This is a genomic window from Rahnella aquatilis CIP 78.65 = ATCC 33071 (assembly GCF_000241955.1).
Classification (GTDB): Bacteria; Pseudomonadota; Gammaproteobacteria; order Enterobacterales; family Enterobacteriaceae; genus Rahnella; species Rahnella aquatilis.
In genome coordinates this window covers 2,609,786-2,629,771 of record NC_016818.1, presented here as the reverse complement: position 1 = coordinate 2,629,771, position 19,986 = coordinate 2,609,786, and the positions used below count along the sequence as shown (strand labels likewise).

Annotated in this window: 18 protein-coding genes; 10 read left to right on the top strand and 8 right to left on the bottom strand. The window is 54.1% G+C overall.

Annotation, left to right across the window (positions count from 1 at the left end; genetic code table 11):
* The 7 genes from rsxD to RAHAQ2_RS11850 form a co-directional block, all read right to left on the bottom strand.
* Complete coding sequence (gene rsxD, locus RAHAQ2_RS11880) at positions 1–1,053, bottom strand: electron transport complex subunit RsxD (protein ID WP_015697465.1); 1,053 nt, start codon at positions 1,051–1,053, stop codon at positions 1–3.
* The gene (gene rsxC, locus RAHAQ2_RS11875) at positions 1,054–3,015 is read right to left on the bottom strand and encodes an electron transport complex subunit RsxC (RefSeq protein ID WP_015697464.1); all 1,962 of its coding nucleotides are present in this window, start codon (positions 3,013–3,015) and stop codon (positions 1,054–1,056) included. It lies immediately after the preceding gene.
* A 1-nt stretch (position 3,016) separates the two neighbouring features.
* Positions 3,017–3,583 (bottom strand): electron transport complex subunit RsxB, encoded by a 567-nt coding sequence (rsxB, locus tag RAHAQ2_RS11870; RefSeq protein ID WP_015697463.1) that lies wholly within the window; start codon positions 3,581–3,583, stop codon positions 3,017–3,019.
* Positions 3,583–4,164, bottom strand: a complete 582-nt coding sequence (rsxA, locus tag RAHAQ2_RS11865; RefSeq protein WP_015697462.1) for an electron transport complex subunit RsxA — start codon at positions 4,162–4,164, stop codon at positions 3,583–3,585. Before rsxA ends, rsxB begins: the two co-directional genes overlap by 1 nt.
* Positions 4,165–4,204: 40 nt before the next feature.
* On the bottom strand, positions 4,205–4,645 hold the full coding sequence (locus RAHAQ2_RS11860) for a DUF2569 domain-containing protein (RefSeq protein ID WP_015697461.1): 441 nt from the start codon (positions 4,643–4,645) through the stop codon (positions 4,205–4,207).
* A gap of 159 nt (positions 4,646–4,804) precedes the next feature.
* Positions 4,805–6,172 carry an anaerobic C4-dicarboxylate transporter DcuC gene (gene dcuC, locus RAHAQ2_RS11855; RefSeq protein WP_015697460.1) on the bottom strand — a complete coding sequence of 456 codons (1,368 nt, stop codon included), beginning with the start codon at positions 6,170–6,172 and terminating at the stop codon, positions 4,805–4,807.
* Positions 6,173–6,953: 781 nt separating this feature from the next.
* The gene (locus RAHAQ2_RS11850) at positions 6,954–8,159 is read right to left on the bottom strand and encodes an FAD-dependent oxidoreductase (protein WP_015697459.1); all 1,206 of its coding nucleotides are present in this window, start codon (positions 8,157–8,159) and stop codon (positions 6,954–6,956) included.
* Positions 8,160–8,466: 307 nt separating this feature from the next.
* On the opposite strand from RAHAQ2_RS11850, the gene RAHAQ2_RS11845 reads away from it, so the two are divergent.
* From RAHAQ2_RS11845 to RAHAQ2_RS11820, 6 genes are all read left to right on the top strand, one after another.
* Positions 8,467–9,180 carry a FadR/GntR family transcriptional regulator gene (locus RAHAQ2_RS11845; protein WP_015697458.1) on the top strand — a complete coding sequence of 238 codons (714 nt, stop codon included), beginning with the start codon at positions 8,467–8,469 and terminating at the stop codon, positions 9,178–9,180.
* Positions 9,167–10,345, top strand: coding sequence for an aminotransferase class I/II-fold pyridoxal phosphate-dependent enzyme (locus RAHAQ2_RS11840; RefSeq protein ID WP_015697457.1), 1,179 nt, complete (start codon positions 9,167–9,169; stop codon positions 10,343–10,345). Before RAHAQ2_RS11845 ends, RAHAQ2_RS11840 begins: the two co-directional genes overlap by 14 nt.
* A 60-nt stretch (positions 10,346–10,405) precedes the next feature.
* Entirely contained in the window at positions 10,406–11,686 is a 1,281-nt protein-coding gene (locus RAHAQ2_RS11835; RefSeq protein WP_015697456.1) for an ABC transporter substrate-binding protein, read from the top strand.
* Between the two features lie 63 nt (positions 11,687–11,749).
* Positions 11,750–12,673: a carbohydrate ABC transporter permease gene (locus RAHAQ2_RS11830; protein ID WP_015697455.1), complete on the top strand. Its 924-nt coding sequence runs from the start codon at positions 11,750–11,752 to the stop codon at positions 12,671–12,673.
* A 10-nt stretch (positions 12,674–12,683) separates the two neighbouring features.
* Positions 12,684–13,526, top strand: coding sequence for a carbohydrate ABC transporter permease (locus RAHAQ2_RS11825; protein WP_015697454.1), 843 nt, complete (start codon positions 12,684–12,686; stop codon positions 13,524–13,526).
* Positions 13,527–13,530: 4 nt separating this feature from the next.
* Positions 13,531–14,625 carry an ABC transporter ATP-binding protein gene (locus RAHAQ2_RS11820; RefSeq protein ID WP_015697453.1) on the top strand — a complete coding sequence of 365 codons (1,095 nt, stop codon included), beginning with the start codon at positions 13,531–13,533 and terminating at the stop codon, positions 14,623–14,625.
* Between the two features lie 45 nt (positions 14,626–14,670).
* Here the strand turns inward: RAHAQ2_RS11820 and RAHAQ2_RS11815 are convergent, their stop codons facing one another.
* Positions 14,671–15,918 (bottom strand): MFS transporter, encoded by a 1,248-nt coding sequence (locus RAHAQ2_RS11815; RefSeq protein ID WP_238532083.1) that lies wholly within the window; start codon positions 15,916–15,918, stop codon positions 14,671–14,673.
* Positions 15,919–16,105: 187 nt separating this feature from the next.
* On the opposite strand from RAHAQ2_RS11815, the gene RAHAQ2_RS11810 reads away from it, so the two are divergent.
* From RAHAQ2_RS11810 to RAHAQ2_RS11795, 4 genes are all read left to right on the top strand, one after another.
* Positions 16,106–17,005, top strand: a complete 900-nt coding sequence (locus tag RAHAQ2_RS11810; protein WP_015697451.1) for a LysR family transcriptional regulator — start codon at positions 16,106–16,108, stop codon at positions 17,003–17,005.
* A gap of 167 nt (positions 17,006–17,172) precedes the next feature.
* On the top strand, positions 17,173–18,396 hold the full coding sequence (gene mlc / locus RAHAQ2_RS11805; RefSeq protein WP_015697450.1) for a sugar metabolism global transcriptional regulator Mlc: 1,224 nt from the start codon (positions 17,173–17,175) through the stop codon (positions 18,394–18,396).
* Between the two features lie 232 nt (positions 18,397–18,628).
* Complete coding sequence (bioD, locus tag RAHAQ2_RS11800) at positions 18,629–19,315, top strand: dethiobiotin synthase (RefSeq protein WP_015697449.1); 687 nt, start codon at positions 18,629–18,631, stop codon at positions 19,313–19,315.
* 39 nt (positions 19,316–19,354) lie between these two features.
* Positions 19,355–19,858, top strand: a complete 504-nt coding sequence (locus RAHAQ2_RS11795; protein WP_015697448.1) for a hypothetical protein — start codon at positions 19,355–19,357, stop codon at positions 19,856–19,858.
* Positions 19,859–19,986: the final 128 nt, after the last annotated feature.

Below are 19,986 nucleotides of genomic sequence, written 5' to 3'. Positions count from 1 at the left end.
TCAGCGATGCCCGTAAACGCGTGGTTGCGTGTAGTGATCAATCAGTGGCACGGTGATATTGGCCAGTAAAACCGCAAAGGCCACGCCATCCGGATAACCGCCGTAACTGCGGATCAGCCACACCAGCAAACCAATCAGCGCACCAAAAATCAGGCGGCCTCTTGGCGTGGTGGACGCCGTCACCGGATCGGTGGCGATAAAGAACGCGCCGAGCATGGTCGCGCCGGAGAACAGCCCGACCAGCGGTGATGAATAGTGTTCAGGGGCCAGACCCCACGCGATACCCGCGCAAATGACCAGCATACCTAACATGGCGACCGGAATATGCCAGCTGATGATTTTTCGCCACATCAGGAACAGGCCACCGGCCAGGAATCCGAGGTTAATCCACTGCCAGCCGAGACCGGCCAGTGTGCCGCTAAACAGTGGCGTCCCGAGGATCTGATCGGCGGTATGACCGGAGCGCAGACCGGTTTTAAACGCATCCAGCGGTGTCGCCTGCGTTACACCATCGACGTTCATGTTCAGCTGATAGGCGGTCAGATCCTGACTGTTATGGCCGGTGAAAATGGTCAGCAGCGTATCGGTGAATCCGACGTGATGATGCTGTAAAACATCCGGCGGCAGCCAGGTGGTCATCTGAACCGGGAAAGAAATCAGCAGCACCACATAACCTACCATGGCCGGGTTAAACGGATTCTGACCCAGACCGCCGTAAAGTTGTTTGGCGATAATGATGGCGAAAATCGTGCCGAGCACCACCATCCACCACGGACCCAGCGGCGGCAGGCTGATACCCAGCAAAACCGCTGTCAGCAGGGCGCTGTTATCCCCCAGACGTTTTGTCACCGGCTGTTTTCGCAGCTGTAACACCGCGCCTTCTGCCAGCAGGGCAATGATGATAGCCAGCGTCAGCTGAATCAGCGTGCCGTAACCGAAGAACCAGACCTGAGCGAGCAGGCCGGGAATACACGCCAGGATCACCATCATCATGATGGTGCTGGTGTTCTGGCGATTATGCGTAAAAGGTGAACTTGCGATCCTGAAGGCCATCTATTCCTCGTTCAACATTGTTTGAGCGGCTTTACGGGCCTTAACCCGGGCGATCGCAGCAGCCACAGCGGCTTTGCGTGGATCGCTTTCTTGTTGTTTTGGCTCTGTATCTTCTGCCTCCTGTGCGGCAGCTTTTTTAGCTTTAGCACGGGCGATAGCAGCGGCCACTGCCGCCTTGCGTTTGTCGTCTGCGGAAGGTTCAGCAGGTGACGTTGTCACCTTTTCTGCTTCATTCACCGGCTGTGCGGCGGCGGCTTTTTTGGCTTTGACACGCGCAATAGCGGCGGCGACAGCGGCTTTGCGGTCTTCTTCTGCCACAGGTGCCGGTTCAGCCACCGGTTCTGAGGCCACAGGAATATCCTGCTGTGCGGCGGCTTTTTTAGCTTTAGCACGGGCGATGGCGGCGGCCAGGGCGGCCTGACGCGGATCGGCTGCCGGTGTTTCCGCCACGGCTTTTTCTTCGGCTGGCGCTTCTGCTACTGGCGTCTCGCTGAGTTTCACTGCCGCTTTCTGATGTTTTTCTTCCCGCGCTAATTTCTCGCGTTCCATACGCGCCTGTTTGGCTTCGAAACGCGCTTTGGCTTGCGTAGCACGGGCGGTCTCTGTATCGATAGCGCGGATTTCAGCCTTTTCCTGACGGTAATACTGCACCAGCGGAATATTGCTCGGGCAGACATACGCACAGGCACCGCATTCGATGCAGTCGAACAGATTATGCTTACGCGCTTTTTCGTGTTCTTCGCCTTTACTGAACCAGTAAAGTTGCTGCGGCAGTAAACCGGCCGGGCAGGATTCGGCGCACAGGCTGCAACGGATACAGGCTTCTTCCTGCTCCTGTTGTCCCAGCTCGGATTCCGACGGAGCCAGCAGGCAGTTGGAAATTTTGACCACAGGCACATTCAGCGACGGCAGGGTAAAGCCCATCAGCGGGCCGCCCATGATCACCATCTTTTTATCGCCCTGCGGTTGTAACTGACCTTCCTGCATCAGGTGTTCAATCGATGTGCCGAGGCGCGCCCAGACGTTGCCCGGTTTTGCCATGGCTTCACCGGTCAGCGTGACCACGCGTTCAATCAGCGGCTCGCCGTCAATGATCGCGCGTTTGATGGCGTAGACCGTGCCAACGTTTTGCATCAGCACGCCGATGGACGACGAGTGATGGCCTTTCGGCACTTCGAGGCCGGTGAGGATTTTGGTCAGCTGTTTGGCACCGCCGGACGGGTATTTGGTCGGGATCACCCGCAGCTCGAAACGTACTCCGTCGGAGATTTCAGCGCTGATCGCGGCTTTAAGCGCGGCAATCGCTTCAGGTTTGTTATCTTCGATGCCGATCAGCACACGTTCAGGATGCAACATATGGCAGAGGATACGCGTGCCCTGGAGGATTTCCATGGCATGTTCCTGCATCAGCCGGTCATCGGCAGTGATGTAAGGCTCACATTCGGCAGCGTTGAGGATCAGTGTGCGGGTTGAGGTCAGGCCGCCAGCCAGTTTGCTGGCGGTCGGGAAACCGGCACCGCCCAGCCCGGCAATACCGGCCTGACTGATGCGCTGATTCAGTTCGTCAGCAGTAAGCTGACGGTAATCAGCCACGAATTCACGGTCACACCAGGTGTCCTGGCCGTCGGCGTCGATTAACACACAAAGCTCTTTCAGACCGGAAGGGTGCGCGGTAATGTGCGGCCCGATGGCGGTAATCACGCCCGAGGTCGGCGCATGAACCGGCACGGTGCGGCCACGGCCGGTGGTCAGCGGCTGACCTTTTAACACGCGGTCGCCGGGTTTCACACACAGCTCGCCTTCAGGACCAAGGTGTTGCTGAAGAGGGATGATAAAACGCTCAGGCAGCGGCACGTTGCGCAGCGGAACGTGGCTCGACTGAGTCTTCATTTCCGGCGGATGAATACCGCCATCGAAGTCCCAGATTTTGTCTTTTTTGAGTCCTGCAAAAAGATTAAACATGTTACTCCGCATGGATGATCTGAACCGGAATGGATTGCAAATCCCATTTCCAGTTTGCGGTGGTGGTTTTTACTGGCAGCATTTCGATGCAGTCCGTCGGGCACGGCGCGACGCACAGGTCACAACCGGTACATAAATCGGTAATCACGGTGTGTACGGCACGGGTGGCACCCACGATGGCATCCACCGGACAGGCCTGAATGCACTTGGTGCAGCCGATGCAGTTGCTTTCGTCGATATACGCCACTTTACGCACCGGAACGGCCGCAGCGGCGTCTTCGCCCATCGGCTGCGGTTCAACGTTAAGCAGGGTGGCCAGCTTGAGCATCACAGCTTCGCCGCCCGGTACGCATTTATTGATGTTGTCGCCATTGGCGACCGCTTCGGCGTAAGGTTTGCAGCCGGGATAGCCGCATTGCGCACACTGGCTTTGCGGCAGGATATCGTCAATCTGATCGACAACCGGGTTGCCTTCCACGGCAAAACGACGCGAGGCATAACCCAGCAGCAGGCCAAAAACCAGCGCCAGTGCGGTCAGCGCGCCAATCGCTACCCATAATTCAAACATTAGAATTTCACCAGACCTGTGAAGCCCATAAAGGCTAATGACATCAGGCCCGCCGTGACCAGCGCAATCGAAGAACCTTTGAACGGTGCCGGGACGTCAGCGACTACCAGACGTTCCCGAATGGCAGCGAACAGCACCATCACCAGCGAGAAACCCAGCGACGCGGCAAAACCGTACAACGCGGATTGCATAAAGTTGAACTGCTGATTGATGTTCAGCAGCGCCACGCCGAGCACGGCGCAGTTGGTGGTGATAAGCGGCAGGAAAATACCCAGCAGGCGATACAACGACGGGCTGGTTTTGCGCACCACCATTTCGGTGAACTGCACGACAACGGCGATCACCAGAATAAAGGCCATGGTGCGCAGATACACCAGCCCCAGCGGCATCAGAACGAAGGTGTTAACGATCCACGAGCAGATATTCGACAGGGTGATCACAAATGTGGTGGCGAGACCCATACCAATAGCGGATTCCAGTTTCCTGGACACGCCCATAAACGGGCACAGACCAAGAAATTTGACCAGCACAAAATTATTTACCAGCACGGTGCCGACAAAGAGTAATAAATAAGAAGTCATGACAATTGCCCGGACATAATAAACATTAAAAACCTCAGGGTTATTCCGTGAAGGTTTCTTTTACCCGCAGTGAACGCTTGAAATAAGGCACAAAGACTGCGGCGGCCAATAAAGGTAACAATAAGTTACGCACGGCCAGATCATCAGTAACCGGCGAGAATGCAAAGGCTTTTACTGCCAGAAGCACGGTGCATAATAACCAGATAATATACATTTTGGGTAACGCTCTGGCGCGCTTACAGAATTGCCACAATACCGCGACGGTAAATACCCCCATCGCTAACGTGGTCACCACAGAGAAATACCATTGCAGGGTAAACGCCTGCGAGTTGGTGAATAAGTATTCACGCGATTCCGGCACAAATAATGCCATTGAAAACAGAAACAGCATTAATACCACGCTCAGCAGCGTCACAATCAGATACGCCATCGGGGCCAGTAACCACCCGCCAATACGTTTATAGCCCGGATTATTCGACATAAAAGCTTTTCTCACGCTGGTTTCGCCATCAAATCAGCACAGGGAAAGTTCCCCGACCTTCAAGGCGCAGTAGCTTAACCTGTGAGAGGCATTCTCGTTATCGTATTTATGTGATCAATGATCCCCTTCGGCCAGGAAGGGGATTTATATAGAAAGGCTTTAATGCACCGGCACCAGAATTTCGGTGGCGACGATCACCACAATCAGGCCCACCAGCACCGGAACTGACGTACGTTTGACAACTTCGAAAGGCGAAATTTTTGCCATACCGGCCACGGCCACGATGACGCCGGAAACCGGGGAAATGGTGCGGCCCAGGTTGGATGCCTGCAACATCGGAATGACCAGATATTCCGGGTTGATGCCCATTTTCGTCGCCAGTTTCGGGATCAGCTCGACGAAGGCATAAAACGAGGCATTACCGGAGCCAGTGGTCATGGCGGCGAGCACGGTGATCACCACCAGAACCAGCATCATCACAATACTGCCTGAACCGAAGTTTTGCGCCAGCCCGATCAGGCTGCTGATGAAGCCGACGGTGCTTAAACCCTGTGCGAATACGCCTGCCGCGACCAGCAGCATCACCACGTTAGCAAAAGCATCCGCCATGCCGCGATAAGCCACGTCCAGACCGGCGAATACCGCCTTGCCGTTACGGTTACGCACGGTTTCAATCAGGGCGGTCAGCAGCATGCAGATCACCAGAATGGTGATGATATGCAGATTCGGCCCCCATTTTCCGTCAAAAATCAGCACACCGATAATCGGCGTGAAAGGCAAAATGGCGTAGAAAGCCGGAGCATTGGTTTCAACCACATCGTCAGCATTCGAATCGACGGCATCCACCTGCGCGGCGGTTTCGCGTTTATCCAGATAGCGTTGCCAGAAGAAATGTGCAACAGCCATCGCAGCGATGGCGGCAATCGAAATTGGCAGGGTGACTTTAAAGGCGAAGTCCACCAGTGGCATGTTCGCCGCCTGCGCGGCCAGCACCACGTCACCGGACGTCGGAGAAAGAATGATGGCCGCAGGGGACGCACAAATCGCTGCCGCCGCGCCGCGGCTGATGCCGACGTTAACCATAATCGGGAACAGCGTTGCCATCAGCAACACGCCCAGACCGGTCGCTGATGAGACAGCCAGTGACATCAGACACGCCAGAATATACGCCGCGACCATCAGAATATACGGCGAATTGATCATCTGTAACGGGCGCGACGCCAGTTTGACGACCACATCGTTGGCACCAATATGCGTCATATAGGCGGCGAATCCGCATAACATCATAATCATCATGCCGAGATCGCCACCGCGGCTCATCAGCAGGATTTTGACGTACTCAACGATATCCGTGGTCTTCCAGCCGGTACTTTTGGTGCCTTCCGGCAGAATACTGTGGCCCATCATTGCGCTGATAATCAACAGCAACAAGCCGCCCACCAACAGCACGCCGGTGGGTGAATAGCCTTTAATGATATAGCGCCCGACAAAGACGGCGACTACCAGTCCGATCAGTAATTCCAGCATGATTGTATTCCCCGAGATTAAATTTGGATCCAAGTGAAAGGCGGGCACTTTGCCGAAATAGCTCACCGGGCGTTATGACGCTTATCAATTATGAGTGATGAAAAAGCGGGGAATATTTAAATTTGTGATGCTTAACGGGGGATCACGGGGGGCGTTTAAAAAACTTCAACTACAACTTCAAGTTCAAGTTCAAAACCGTGGGCGTCGGCCCACACCGACTTGGGGGGCGGCCTATCGCCGCCACCCCCCAAGACCCCCCGGGCTCTTTCACTGCGCGCTACCGCGGGTATGACGGACATGTTCCGTAGCATTCGTGAGTGGCGCAAATCCAGGTGCTTCGCACTGCCTTCTCTCGGTCTTCGAGCCACGGGTCTCGAAGCCGCTCCGTTCAGCTGGATTTTGAGCACGCCATTGCACTCTCTAAAACAGATGAGTCCTGTTTTGATTTTAAGATCGTGCGGGCGGTTCAGAAAGCTTGCTGAATGAGAGGTTGCAGACCTGAGGCTGCAATCCCGAAATGAAGGCACCGCGCAGCGGCAAGATTTCCAGCCTGTCGCCGTGATACCTGAAACATAGCCAGCGAGCGGAGCGCGCAGTGAAAGAGCCGGAGATTCTTAAGAGGCGCGGCGATAGGCGCCTCTTAAGGCCAGTTTGGGTGGCAACCCAAGGTGTTGACCTTAAGGCCAGTGTGGGCGGCGAGCCCACGACCTTGACCTTAAGGCCAGTTTGGGTGGCAACCCAAGGTGTTGACCTAAAGGCGGTTCGGATGGCAAACCCAAAATCAAAGCTTCGGGATTTCCCGATAAAATCCCACGCCAATGAGGCGTCCAAACAGAAACGGAATGAATTTCCGCCCGCGCAGCCACGCTTCCAGCCGTGAAGGGGCGCGCTTCCTTTGTTTCTGTCCTGCTTTACTGATCATTATCTGCAACGCCTGCGTCGCCCACGTCGGGAACGCGCGGCGGCGCTGGATGCGTTTTAAATGCCGCAGCGTCAGGCGTCCGGCCTTCAGGGGTTCAGTGATGATATTCGCCGTCGCCACCGCATCCTGGATCGCCAGATTCACACCGACACCGCCGATGGGTGACATCGCATGTGCCGCGTCGCCGATGCACAACAGACCCGGCTTTGCCCACTCTTTCAGGCGGTCAATGCGGATCACCAGCAGGCGGACGCCTTCCCAGCCGGTGATGTCTTCCTGAAGCCTGGCGCGTTCGAACGGTGATACTTCCGCCAGCAGGTCGAGAAAAGGCGCGATGCCCTGTGCTTTGAGCGCATCCAGGCTGTCTTTCGGGATCGAATACCCACACTGCCAGTAATCACCCCGGTCGATCATGATGAAGTTTTTCTTCGGGCCGCGATGGCCCATTGACCACTGCGGATCGTCCGGACGTTTGGGGATTTTCAGCCATAACACGTCACGCGGCGCGCCATAACGGCGGATTTCCATCCCGGCCTGTTCGCGCACGATGGAATTACGCCCGTCACAACCGACGACCAGATCTGCATCAAAATGTTGCGTTTCGCCATCCACTTCAGCAAGAACGCCGGATACCTGGCATTTATCCTCCAGCAACGACAGCACCTGCGCGTTATGGATCAGCCGGAAATTGGGCAGTTGTGCTGCCTTGACGGCGATAAAATTGAGGAAATCCCACTGCGGCATAAACGCGATAAATTTGCACTGCGTCGGTAAGTGGCTGAAATCCGCCAGCGTGGTTTCCTGACCGTTGATCTCGCCATACAGCTTTTCAGCGCGCTGATGCGGCAGGGCGAGAAACTCGTCGAGAAAACCCAGTTGCCAGATGATATCCAGTGTCGAAGGGTGAATGGTATCGCCGCGAAAATCACGCAAAAAGTCACGGTGTTTTTCCAGCACGGTGACGTTAATTCCCTTACGCGCCAGAAGATATCCCAGCATTAATCCTGCAGGACCGCCCCCGACAATGCAGCAGGATGCTGCTGAAGACTTTGTATCCGGTGTCATAACCACCTGCCTGGCCGAATGAATTTATATGATAACAGTTATCATTTGCACTCCTGCACGTCAATCCATCCCGTGCTACATCACTGAACATTTCCTGCACAGCGGTACAACACATCCGGCTTTTTTTGCACCACCGCGATCTGCCCGTCATCTTCCCGTTTGGAACATTATTCACCCGTATTGCCTGTTAATCATTCACTTAACGGCGATTCTGCAAACTGGCAGATAAATTGCAAAGGGGTCCACAGGTTGAGTTGTTGGGCCAATTTGGACCGGTGTCCGTTGAAAACAATGTGCGGAGAAGCCAATGAGCGGCGAAATACATTTATTGCATCCGATCGCGCCACAACAAAGCGACACGCTGGTGCTCGATGCGCTGACCCGTTATGTGGCGCAGTCCGGTACCCGTATCGGCGAGAAATTGCCACCCGAGCGCGTGCTGGCCGAAGGGCTGGCGGTGAGTCGCAACACGGTGCGCGAGGCGCTGAAACGCTGGGAGGCGCTGGGGATTATCGTGCGCAAAAAAGGCAGCGGCACGTTCTTGCAGTCTGAAATTACCGCAAACGACAGCTTTCTGTCCCTGCGCTTTAAAAATGACTCCGCCACCATGCTGCATGCACTGGAAGTGCGCCGGATCATCGAATGCGAGGCTTCGGCGCTGGCGGCGGTGCGTGCCACGCCGGGCGATTTGCTGTTCATCGAACAAAAACTTGATGTGATGGAAAAAGTACATCTGCGCGTCGGTTCCGCCGGGGCTGAAGACTGGCAGTTTCACGCGGCGATCTACAGCGCCGCACATAACCCGCTGTTGCTGCAAATGGTAGGCGGCATTTACGACCTGCTGCATGCCTTTTTCGAATCGCCGCCTGAGCAGGCGCTGTTCAGCGACTCCTTTCCGCTGCACCGCACATTATTTGAAGCCATTGCGCGCCGCGAACCGGAAAACGCGCGCAGGCTGAGCAATGACATTCTGAACATAACCGAACGTGACATGAAGGAAGTGATCAATGCAGCAAGATGATAAGAGCCAGCCTGTTGAGTTAAGTGAAAACACGCATTTAGTGCACGACGTCCGCCACGATCGCGGCGCAATTTCGCCGCCAATTTATCAGTCGTCGTTATTCAGTTTCACTGATTATGACAGCATGATCGCCCGTTTTCGCGGTGACAGCGACCACGCGTTGTATTCCCGCGTGGATAATCCGACCGTGGTGGAATTGCAGAAAAAAGTGGCGCAACTGGAACGCGGCGAAGCCTGTCTGGCCTTCGGCAGCGGCATGGCGGCGATCAGTAACGCCATTCTCAGCGTGGCCGGTCCCGGCGATAAGGTGGTGTGCGTGGATCACGTCTACCCGGACACCTACCGTTTCCTGCGCGGGTTCTGCACCCGCTTTCAGATCGAAACACAGTTTGTCGATGGCGGTTCATTGCCCGCGCTGGAGGCGGCGATTCAGGGGGCGAAACTGTTATATCTCGAAAGCCCGAACAGCTGGGTGATGGGCGAGCAAAATCTGCCAGCCATTGCCGCGCTGGCCAAAAAATACGGCGTAATAACGATGATCGATAACAGCTGGGCGTCGCCGGTCTTCCAGAAACCGCTGGCGGCAGGTATCGATCTGGTCATTCATTCCGCGTCGAAATACATCAGCGGGCACAGCGACGTGGTCGCCGGGCTGGTGATTTCAAGTACAGAACGCATCAGCGCCATCAGCCGTTATATCAGCCCGTTTTTAGGCGGCAAACTTTCTGCCAATGAAGCCTGGCTGCTGCTGCGCGGCCTGCGCACGTTGCCGCTGCGTATGCGCCAGCATCACGAAAGTGCGCTGGAACTGGCGCGCCGGTTGCAGGGCTATTCACGCATCACGCAGGTGAATCATCCGGGGCTTGACCCGTTGCCGACTTCCACGCTGACCGGCTACAGCGGACTGTTCTCGTTTGAGCTCAGCGAAGGCATCGACATTCCGACGTTCTGCAATGCGCTGACCTTGTTCCGTATGGGGGTGAGCTGGGGCGGTTTCGAAAGCCTGGTGATGCCGGCCATTTCTGTGCTGAACCAGGCGGGTGAATTCAACTCGGCGATCGATTTCGGTGTATCGCCCCGCGTGATCCGCATTTCTATCGGGCTGGAAGAGACCGAAGATTTATGGCGTGACCTGAAAAACGCCATCGAAAGCGCCTGTTCCTGAGGCCTTTTTTCAAAGACCGTTCCTGTGTTCCGACTTTTTTCACCGTGGAGAATCAAGATTATGCGACACCCGAAACGTCATGTGCTCAGCCTGCTGGCGCTCAGCGTCAGCCTGTTTTCCTGTGCCAGTTTTGCCGCCACCAAACTGACGCTGGTGGAAGTGATCACCAGCCCGGCGCGTACCGAAATGCTGCAAAAAATGTTAACCGATTACAAAACGCAGCATCCGGATGTCGAGATCGAGGTGGTGTCGCTGCCGTGGGGACAGGCGTTTGAAAAGCTTGGCACCATGATCCAGAGCGGACAATACCCGGACGTGGTGGAAATGCCGGATACCTGGCAGGGGCTGTATGCCAGTAACGGCATGCTGGCTGATCTCGAACCGCGCCTGAAAGGCTGGACGGGCACGCCGGATCTGACCGACAAAACACTGACCATGGCGCGGTCTTCCGGCGGCACCGCCACCATGATCCCGTACGGTTTTTATCTGCGGGCGATGTTCTGGAATAAAAAACTCTTTCAGCAGGCAGGCCTGACCGACGCGCCGAAAACCATGGATGAGTTTATGGCGGATGCAAAGAAAATCAGCGCGCTGGGCAACGGTATCAGCGGCTATTGCATGCGCGGCGGCGTCGGCGGCACGAATGCCTGGATGATGTTTATGGCGGCAATGAACGGTTCGCCGGAGTTCTTCGACAAAGACGGCAACAGCACGCTGACCAAACCGGGCGCGGTCAAAGGCGCGCAGTTCCTGGTGGACATGTACCAGAAGGGTTATGCACCAAAAGACAGTGTTAACTGGGGCTTTAACGAAATCGTCTCCGGTTTCTACTCCGGTAAATGCGCCATGCTCGATCAGGATCCGGACGCGCTGATCGCCATCAAAAACAGCATGAACCCGGACGATTTCTCCGTTGCGCCGATGCCGCTCGGGCCGAACGGTAAAGCCTATCCGACCATCGGTTATACCGGCTGGTCGATGTTCAAACAGGGCAAACATCAGGATCAAAGCTGGGATCTGATTTCCTTCCTCAGTAATAAAGAAAACAACCTTACCTGGTCGAAATTCGTTGGCACCTTACCGATTTATAAGGGCGCAGAGCAGGATGCGTATTACCACGCGCCGCAGTTTGCAGGCTGGTTTGCCGAGCTGAACAGCCCGGATTACATCCCGCTGACCATGCCGACGCACCTCAAAGGCTGGGGCTATTTCAACTCGGTGATTGTGAAAGACAGTTCGCAGGAAACGCTGCTCGGCCAGAACGACACTGAAAGCATGGTGAAAGACTGGGCGAAATACCTGACCAAAGAACAGAAAGCCTGGCTGGCTGCACAAAAGTAAACCGGATGCCTCCGGCGCAAATCTGCGGCCGGAGTTCCCCATTCCTCTCAACGGAGACGCGTCATGATGTTGGAAGTTTCACCGCCAGACACCGTTGCCGCGCCGCGCTTCCCACGTTTGCGGGCGCTGCTGGAACCCTGGGTTTATCTCAGCCCGACGCTGGTGCTGATTGGCCTGTTTATCTTTGTTCCGATGGCTATCGGCATTTCCTATGCTTTTCAGAACATACAGTTGCTTAATCCTTTCGATACCGGCTGGGTGGGGCTGGATAACTTTCGTACTATGTTCGATGACCGGCATTTTTATGCCGCACTGCGCCATACCTTCAACTGGACACTGACTTCGCTGGTGTTGCAGTTTGCGCTGGGGCTGGGATTAGCCTTATTGCTCAACCGCGAATTCCCCGGTCGCCGCTGGGTGCAGGCGCTGGTGTTTCTGCCGTGGGCGGTTCCGGCGTTTCTCTCCGGCCTGACCTGGGCATGGTTGCTCAATCCGGTGATCGGCGTACTGCCTTACTGGCTGACTGATCTGCATATCATCTCCGAGCCGTACAATATTCTGTCTGATCCGCAACTGGCGCTGTACGGCCCGGTGGTGGCGAACGTCTGGTTCGGCATTCCGTTCTTCGCCATTACTTTGCTGGCAGCGTTGCAGTCGATTCCGAAAGATTTGTACGAAGCGGCGGCGATGGACGGGGCGACCGGCTGGCAGCAGTTTTGCAAAGTCACACTGCCGTTTCTGGCACCGATGATTGCCATCACGGTGATGCTGCGCACCATCTGGATTGCGAATTTCGCCGACCTGATTGTGGTGATGACTGACGGCGGTCCGGCGAATTCCACCTCGATTCTGTCGAGTTTCATCTTCACCACTGCATACCGCAAACTCGACTTTGGTTATGCGTCGGCGATGGCGGTGTTCCTGCTGGTGTTGATGACGTTTTACGCGCTGGTTTTACTGCGCATCCGCCATCAGTTGCTGAAATAAGGAGGCCCACATGAACGCATTGTCATTCCACACCTGGCTGCGCAAGGGCGGCCACCGGCTGGGGATTTTGTTTTACCTGGTGTTCGCGTTGTTCCCGATTTACTGGCTGATCAAAATCTCAGTCACGCCGGACAAACTGCTCTACAGCGAAGGCGTGCGGATGTGGCCGGGTGAGATGACGCTGACGCATTTTCAGCGCGTGTTTACTGAAAGCCAGTTTCCGCTGTATTTCTTCAATAGCCTGATTGTGTCCTTCGGCACGGCATTTCTGACCACAATCATTGCTGCCGGTGCGGGCTTTGCATTTTCCCGCTTCAGTTTTCGTGGCAAAACGGTGATGGCCGCGCTGCTGCTGTTTACCCAGATGTTCCCGCTGGTGATGATCCTCGCGCCCATTTACAAAGTGATGGCACCGCTCGGGCTGACCAACAGCCTGACCGGACTGATCCTGATTTACACCGCCTTTAACGTGCCGTTTGCCACGTTCCTGATGCAGTCATTTTTCGACAGCATTCCTAAGGATCTGGAAGAATCCGCGATGCTGGAAGGGTGCAGCCGTTTTATGGCGCTGCGCAAAGTCATCATCCCGCTAACCTTGCCGGGTATGGCGGCAACCTTAGGTTTTGTGTTCACTGCCGCGTGGAGCGAACTGCTGTTTTCGCTGATGCTCATCAACAAAAACGAGGTGATGACCTTCCCGGTTGGCTTACTCAGTTTTGTGTCGAAATTCGCGGTTTCATGGGGCGACATGATGGCAGCGGCTGTGCTGGCGCTTATTCCTGCCTGTCTGTTCTTTGCGTTTATTCAGCGTTACCTGGTTCAGGGGCTGACTGCCGGTGCGGTAAAAGGATAATTTTATGGCTCAGATTACGATTTCCGATCTTCAAAAACGTTACGAAAATGTCGAAGTGTTGCGACACATTAACCTGACCATTCAAGACGGTGAGTTTGTGGTGCTGGTCGGGCCGTCCGGTTGCGGTAAATCGACCCTGTTGCGCACGATTGCCGGACTTGAACTGGCAACGGCGGGGGATATTCGCATTGGTTCGCGTCTGATGAATCAGGTGGCACCCAAAGACCGTGATATCTCGATGGTATTCCAGAGTTATGCGCTGTATCCGCACATGACCGTGGCACGCAACATGGGGTTCAGCCTCGAAGTACAAAAACGCCCGAAAGCCGAGATTGATGAAGCGGTGAATAAAGCCGCCGATATCCTCGGCCTGACCGCGTTGCTGCATCGTCGTCCGAAGGAGCTTTCCGGCGGGCAGCGTCAGCGCGTGGCAATGGGCAGGGCGATCGTGCGCGAACCGCAGGTGTTTTTGTTCGACGAGCCGCTTTCCAATCTGGATGCGCAGTTACGCGGGCAGATGCGCATAGAAATCAAAAGTCTGCATCAGAGAATGAAAAACACCATTGTTTACGTGACGCACGATCAGGTTGAAGCGATGACCCTCGCGGACCGCATTGTGGTGCTCAACCACGGTCTGATCCAGCAGGTCGGCACACCGCTGGAACTGTACGACACACCGGCCAATAAATTCGTCGCCAGCTTTATAGGTTCGCCGTCAATGAACTTCATCAACGGCACGCTGGATCTGGGTGATTCGGCTCCGCAATTGCGCATCAATTCGCAACTGACGTTGCCGGTGGATCCTTTAATCATGGACCTGCAAAGTGGTACAGAGGTAATTTATGGCGTCCGCCCCGAAGCCATTGTGTTGTGCGAAGAGGGCACACCGGGCGCGGTGCCACTGGACATCACACTGATTGAACCGACCGGCCTGAGCGAACTTATTCACGGCAAATTTGGCACTGAAAAACTGAGTGTTTATAGCATGGTGAGATCAAATGCTGCACCAGGGGACCGTGTGTGGGTACAGATTGATACCGCGCGGATGCAGTTGTTTGAGGGGGATAGCCAGAGGCGGATGGGGAAATTAGGCGAGTAGTTTTTGGGTTTGCTCCTTCCCCTTCGCAGGGGAGGAGCAAACAAGTTAAACCGCTTTCGCCTCGGATAAGCTCATCAGCTTAAAGCCAACGCCGACAGCGATAATCAGCATCAAACTGATAAATCCCGTAATCCCGTACCAGCCAAATGCGTGCCAGAAGAATCCGCCTAACGTCCCGGCGACGCTGGACCCCGCGTAGTAGCTGAACAGATATAAAGATGATGCCTGACCTTTCGCACGGCGGGCACGCCTGCCGATCCAACCGCTGGCGACGGAGTGGGCGGCGAAGAATCCGCCGGTGACCAGGATCATGCCGATGAAAATCAGCCAGACGGGTGAGAAGGCGGTGATCAAAATCCCCAGCAGCATGAGCGCTGTCGCGCCAATCAACACCGGGCCGCGGCCATAAACGCCGGTCAGCGCCCCGGCTTTGGGCGAGCTGTAGGTACCCATCAGATAGACGACAGAGATAATGCCGACAATCGCCTGGCTCAGATTGTAGGGCGATGACAGCAGACGGTAACCGATGTAGTTAAACATGGTCACGAAACTGCCCATCAGCAGGAAACCTTCGGCGAAAAGTAGCGGTAAACCGCTGTCACGCCAGTGCAGTTTGAAGTTAATCAGCATCTTGCGCGGTTTCAGCGAGCTGGCGCGGAAATGTTTCGACGGCGGCAGAATGCGCCAGAACATGATTGCCGCCGCGAGGGCGAAGAAACCCACAACGGCAACGGCAATACGCCAGGAGAAGAAGTCCGTCAGCACGCCGCTGACTAAACGTCCGCTCATGCCGCCGATGGAATTTCCGCTGATGTATAAACCCATCGAGAAAGCGACCACGCTGGGGTGGATTTCCTCACTGAGGTAAGTCATGGCGACGGCCGCCACACCGCTCAGCGACAGGCCGATCAGCGCGCGCATGATGAGAATGCCATCCCAGCTTTGCATAAAGGAACAGACCAGCGTGCAGCCCGCAGCAAGGAATAACGCCACTACCATCACGGATTTACGCCCGACGGCGTCAGAAACCGGCCCGGTAAACAGCAGGCCAATCGCCATTAAACCGGTGGACAATGACAACGACAGGCTGCTGGTGGCCGGTGAAACGCCGAAATCATGCGACAACACCGGCAGGATTGGCTGAACGCAATACAGCAAGGCAAACGTCGCCAGACCTGCTGAAAACAGAGCGAGTGTGACGCGGATAAATTGCGGTGTACCACGTTTGATAAAAGGGGTTTTAAGGCCTGAGCGCACGACGGGGGTTTGCGGATTTAACTCGTCGTCATTCACTGAATCACTGGCTGGTGCAGCGGGAATCCGCCGGAAGGTTTTCACGGTAAGTCCTTAATACGGGGTGCGGTAAAACTTAATTTTAAAATGTGTGAGAATTTTAACGCTGAGACAGTTATTGTCTAATATATTAATCAGTGAAGAACGATATGTTTAAAGTATCAATCAGGGTGAACTGATCCACATCATGAACCACATCGAACTGCGTCATTTGCGTTATTTCATCACCGTTGCCGAGGAACTGCATTTTGGCCGGGCAGCGGAACGTCTGCACATTTCCCAGCCGCCGCTGAGCCAGCAAATTCAGGCGCTGGAAATCCATCTGGGGGCCACGCTGTTTTATCGCAACAACCGCAGTGTACGGCTGACACAGGCGGGACAGGCTTTTTTGCAGGAAGCCCGGCAGATTTTGCAGCGGGTCGATGAGGCGTCAGCTCAGGCGGCACGCATTCATCGCGGTGAATCAGGCAATCTGACACTCGGTCTGACTTCTTCAGCGCCGTTTTTACGGCGGGTTTCGCGCACCTTACACCGTTTTCGGCTGACCTATCCGGACGTCAATATCCGCATCGAGCAGCTCAACAGCAAACAGCAGATCGACCCCTTGCTGGAGGGAAAACTGGATCTGGGCATTATGCGCAATGGCGAGTTGCCGGAGGAACTGGAACACCATCTCGTACTTTCCGAACCGCTGATTGCCGTGGTGCACAGAGACCATCCGCTGAATGCGCTTAAAGAAGGGGAACTGACTTTTCAACACCTTGCCGATCAGCCGTTTGTGTTTTTCTCTAAAGATGTCGGCACGTCACTTTACGACGATATTCTCGGCCAGCTCAAAGCACAGGGGATTACGCCGTACATCACCCAGGAAGTCGGCGAACCGCTGACCATTATCGGGCTGGTCGCGGCCGGTCTTGGCGTGTCGATTCTGCCCGCTTCCTATTTGCGTATTCAGGTCGAGGGCGTGCGGTATTTACGATTTGGCAGCCTGCAGGGCACGACAGAACTCTGGCTGGTGAATCACGCCCGGCGACCTGTCACCGCTGCAGCCCGCGCATTTATGGATTTGTTGTTACACGAAGAATGAGGACGCAAAGTCAGAAGGTGCTGTATTTCCAGTCAATTCTGAGCGTCTTTTCACGCAATTTGTGCACCAAATCACATAACGAATCAAATAGTTGACGACATATGACAAAAACCCCAACATAGCCCTAATCTTTATTTTGAAGCGCGAAAATAACAGGAGTTCCTTGAGTGATCCCCGACGGGCAACCAGGACATATCGATCAGATAAAACAAACTAATGTCGGTGCTGTATACCGCCTGATAGATCTGTTTGGTCCTATTTCGCGTATTGAATTGTCGAAGAAAGCACAACTGGCTCCTGCCAGTATCACCAAGATAGTTCGTGAGTTAATACAGGCACATCTGGTGCTGGAAACTGAATTTCAGGATCCCGGCAGCCGCGGACGTCCTGCCATTGGTTTAGCGCTCGATACGCAGGCCTGGCATTATCTTTCAGCACGTATCAGCCTGGGTTCCATTACGCTGGGTCTGCGTGATCTCAGCAGTAAACTGGTGGTGGAAGAAGTCCTCCCGCTGCCGGAACAGGCATCGCAACCGCTGCTGAAACGTATTATTTCCGAAATCGACCAGTTTTTTATCCGTCATCAGCGCAAACTCGAACGCCTGACCGCCATCGCCATTACCTTACCGGGCATGATTGACGCACGCCGCGGCATTGTGCACCGCATGCCGTTTTATCATGATGTGTTTGATATGCCGCTGGGCGACACGCTGTCGGAACACACCGGTTTGCCGGTGTATGTGCAACATGATATTGGTGCCTGGACGCTGGCCGAGTCGTTATACGGTGCCTCGCGGGGCTGTAAAAATGTGGTACAGGTGGTGATTGATCACAACGTCGGGGCGGGGGTGATCACTGGCGGGCGCGTGTTGCATGCCGGCAGCAGCAGTGTGGCGGAAATTGGTCATACGCAGGTGGATCCTTACGGCAAACGCTGTTATTGCGGTAATCATGGTTGCCTTGAAACCGTTGCCAGCACTGACAGCATTCTGGATCTGGTTCGTCAGCGATTAGCGGTACCGATTCCGGCCAGCTTACTGCATGGTGTATCGCTGACCATCGAAGCCGTGTGTGATGCAGCAAACCGTGGCGATCAGCTTGCGCGTGATGTGATCATCAGCGTCGGACAAAGCGTCGGGCGCATTCTGGCGATCATGGTCAATCTGTTTAATCCGGAAAAAGTGCTGATCGGCTCACCGCTTAATTTATCTCAGGATATTCTTCATCCCGCGATAATGTCCTGTATTCAGCAGCAATCTCTTCCTGCTTATAGCGAAAATATCAAACTTGAATCGACACAATTTTATAATCAGGGAACGATGCCCGGCGCGGCATTAGTGAAAGACGCGTTGTATAGCGGATCCCTCTTAATTAAATTGCTACAAGGCTAATAACCTGCATATTTGAAATCAACGTTGGATATACCATTAACATCTGTTGATAAATAAAAAAAATATAAGACCTGCACATTAACCGCACGTACAGTCAACAAAACATTGCGCTAACGCAAACCGCTCTCATCGCGCATCGCCTAGACTTTCTGTCGTTACTTTGTCTCTGGCGGTGTTTTCTTACCGGAGACTATCTTTCAATAAGACGGAGAGATCCCGGAGCCTGAATTCCATGTTAACGCACTTTTTCGTCACGGGGACAGACGCTCGTGTAGGTAAAACCATTGTCACACGTGCCTTGCTTCAGGCCTTAGCCGCGCAGGATCGCTGCGTTTTAGGCTATAAACCTATTGCAACAGGCAGCCAGGAGCTGGCCGACGGGGTTCGAAATAAAGATGCGGTAACACTCCAGCAGTCATCTTCTATTTCTTATCCTTTTAATAAAATAACCCCGCTGGCATTAGCTGACGAAGATATTTATGTCAGCCAGCTCCCTGAAAATGTTTTTGAAATAATGACTGATGGTCTTAATTTCATGCGTGAAGAGGCCGACACGGTGGTGGTTGAAGGATGCGACGGGTGGAGAACATTGATCACGTCTCAGCTTTTATATTCTGACTGGGTACGCCAGCAAAATATGCCGGTAGTATTAGTGGTAGGGATTCAGGAAGGTTGTGTCAGTCATGCGTTATTAACCGCGCAGGCGATTATCGCTGATGGATTACCGTTGATCGGCTGGGTGGCGAACCGCATTAATCCCTGTCTGGCTCACTACCAGGAAACGATTGACGTTATCAGCGCCAATATTTCAGCGCCGCTGCTGGGTGAAATTCCGTATTTACCTCGCGCGGAGAGTCGCGATATGGCGAAGTTTCTCGACCTGTCCAGCTTTAATCTGGAAACGGTGATTAAAGTATGAGGCTGACGGTTTTTTAAAATTTATCATGGATGGAATAAAATGCTTGAAAACCAGCAATATTCAAAATTGACCAGCATGTTGCTTAAACGCAAAATGATGAAAGTGATCGACCCTAAATGTGTCGATCAGGAACCCGCTAATCCGTTATATGTTTATGAAGTTATCCGTCAGGCGGCGGGAAATTATAAACTTGTTAATATAATGGATCCTCAACGCACCCTTGTGCCAAATGGAGGTGGTTGGGTGTTTGCTATCATGGATGATGCTCCGGGTGCTGTTATTTGCGGCAAGGCAGATTATCAACATGTCCATGGACATACTTCTCTTACGGGTATCTGTGAACATAAAAAAGGGGGAGTGATAATAGAAAGGGAACGCGGAGTTTATTTCGCTGGTGAGCTCGTATTTAGTGCCGGGCGACTGACGCGCTGGACTAATGGTAGTGGACATTTTGCTCCCTCCCGGTCATTGGCTTTTTCCAACTTATTAGCCCCCGTACGCCTCACTTTACCCATCCATTTATTCAGGCCAGAGGACGCATAATCGCTTTCTCAATAAATCATCTTTTTTTAATCAACACTTATAACTAATGTTGTCATCATTAAACTGTCCTTAACAGGCGCTGTGTGCAAACCCGGCGCCTCTTTTTTGTCTATAATCTGGTATCTGCC

Excerpts from the sequence above, each read along its gene's own strand:
- rsxD (WP_015697465.1), bottom strand. The coding sequence starts at position 1,053 with ATGGCCTTCAGGATCGCAAGTTCACCTTTTACGCATAATCGCCAGAAC.
- rsxC (WP_015697464.1), bottom strand. The coding sequence starts at position 3,015 with ATGTTTAATCTTTTTGCAGGACTCAAAAAAGACAAAATCTGGGACTTC.
- rsxB (WP_015697463.1), bottom strand. The coding sequence starts at position 3,583 with ATGTTTGAATTATGGGTAGCGATTGGCGCGCTGACCGCACTGGCGCTG.
- rsxA (WP_015697462.1), bottom strand. The coding sequence starts at position 4,164 with ATGACTTCTTATTTATTACTCTTTGTCGGCACCGTGCTGGTAAATAAT.
- RAHAQ2_RS11860 (WP_015697461.1), bottom strand. The coding sequence starts at position 4,645 with ATGTCGAATAATCCGGGCTATAAACGTATTGGCGGGTGGTTACTGGCC.
- dcuC (WP_015697460.1), bottom strand. The coding sequence starts at position 6,172 with ATGCTGGAATTACTGATCGGACTGGTAGTCGCCGTCTTTGTCGGGCGC.
- RAHAQ2_RS11850 (WP_015697459.1), bottom strand. The coding sequence starts at position 8,159 with ATGACACCGGATACAAAGTCTTCAGCAGCATCCTGCTGCATTGTCGGG.
- RAHAQ2_RS11845 (WP_015697458.1), top strand. The coding sequence starts at position 8,467 with ATGAGCGGCGAAATACATTTATTGCATCCGATCGCGCCACAACAAAGC.
- RAHAQ2_RS11840 (WP_015697457.1), top strand. The coding sequence starts at position 9,167 with ATGCAGCAAGATGATAAGAGCCAGCCTGTTGAGTTAAGTGAAAACACG.
- RAHAQ2_RS11835 (WP_015697456.1), top strand. The coding sequence starts at position 10,406 with ATGCGACACCCGAAACGTCATGTGCTCAGCCTGCTGGCGCTCAGCGTC.
- RAHAQ2_RS11830 (WP_015697455.1), top strand. The coding sequence starts at position 11,750 with ATGATGTTGGAAGTTTCACCGCCAGACACCGTTGCCGCGCCGCGCTTC.
- RAHAQ2_RS11825 (WP_015697454.1), top strand. The coding sequence starts at position 12,684 with ATGAACGCATTGTCATTCCACACCTGGCTGCGCAAGGGCGGCCACCGG.
- RAHAQ2_RS11820 (WP_015697453.1), top strand. The coding sequence starts at position 13,531 with ATGGCTCAGATTACGATTTCCGATCTTCAAAAACGTTACGAAAATGTC.
- RAHAQ2_RS11810 (WP_015697451.1), top strand. The coding sequence starts at position 16,106 with ATGAACCACATCGAACTGCGTCATTTGCGTTATTTCATCACCGTTGCC.
- bioD (WP_015697449.1), top strand. The coding sequence starts at position 18,629 with ATGTTAACGCACTTTTTCGTCACGGGGACAGACGCTCGTGTAGGTAAA.
- RAHAQ2_RS11795 (WP_015697448.1), top strand. The coding sequence starts at position 19,355 with ATGCTTGAAAACCAGCAATATTCAAAATTGACCAGCATGTTGCTTAAA.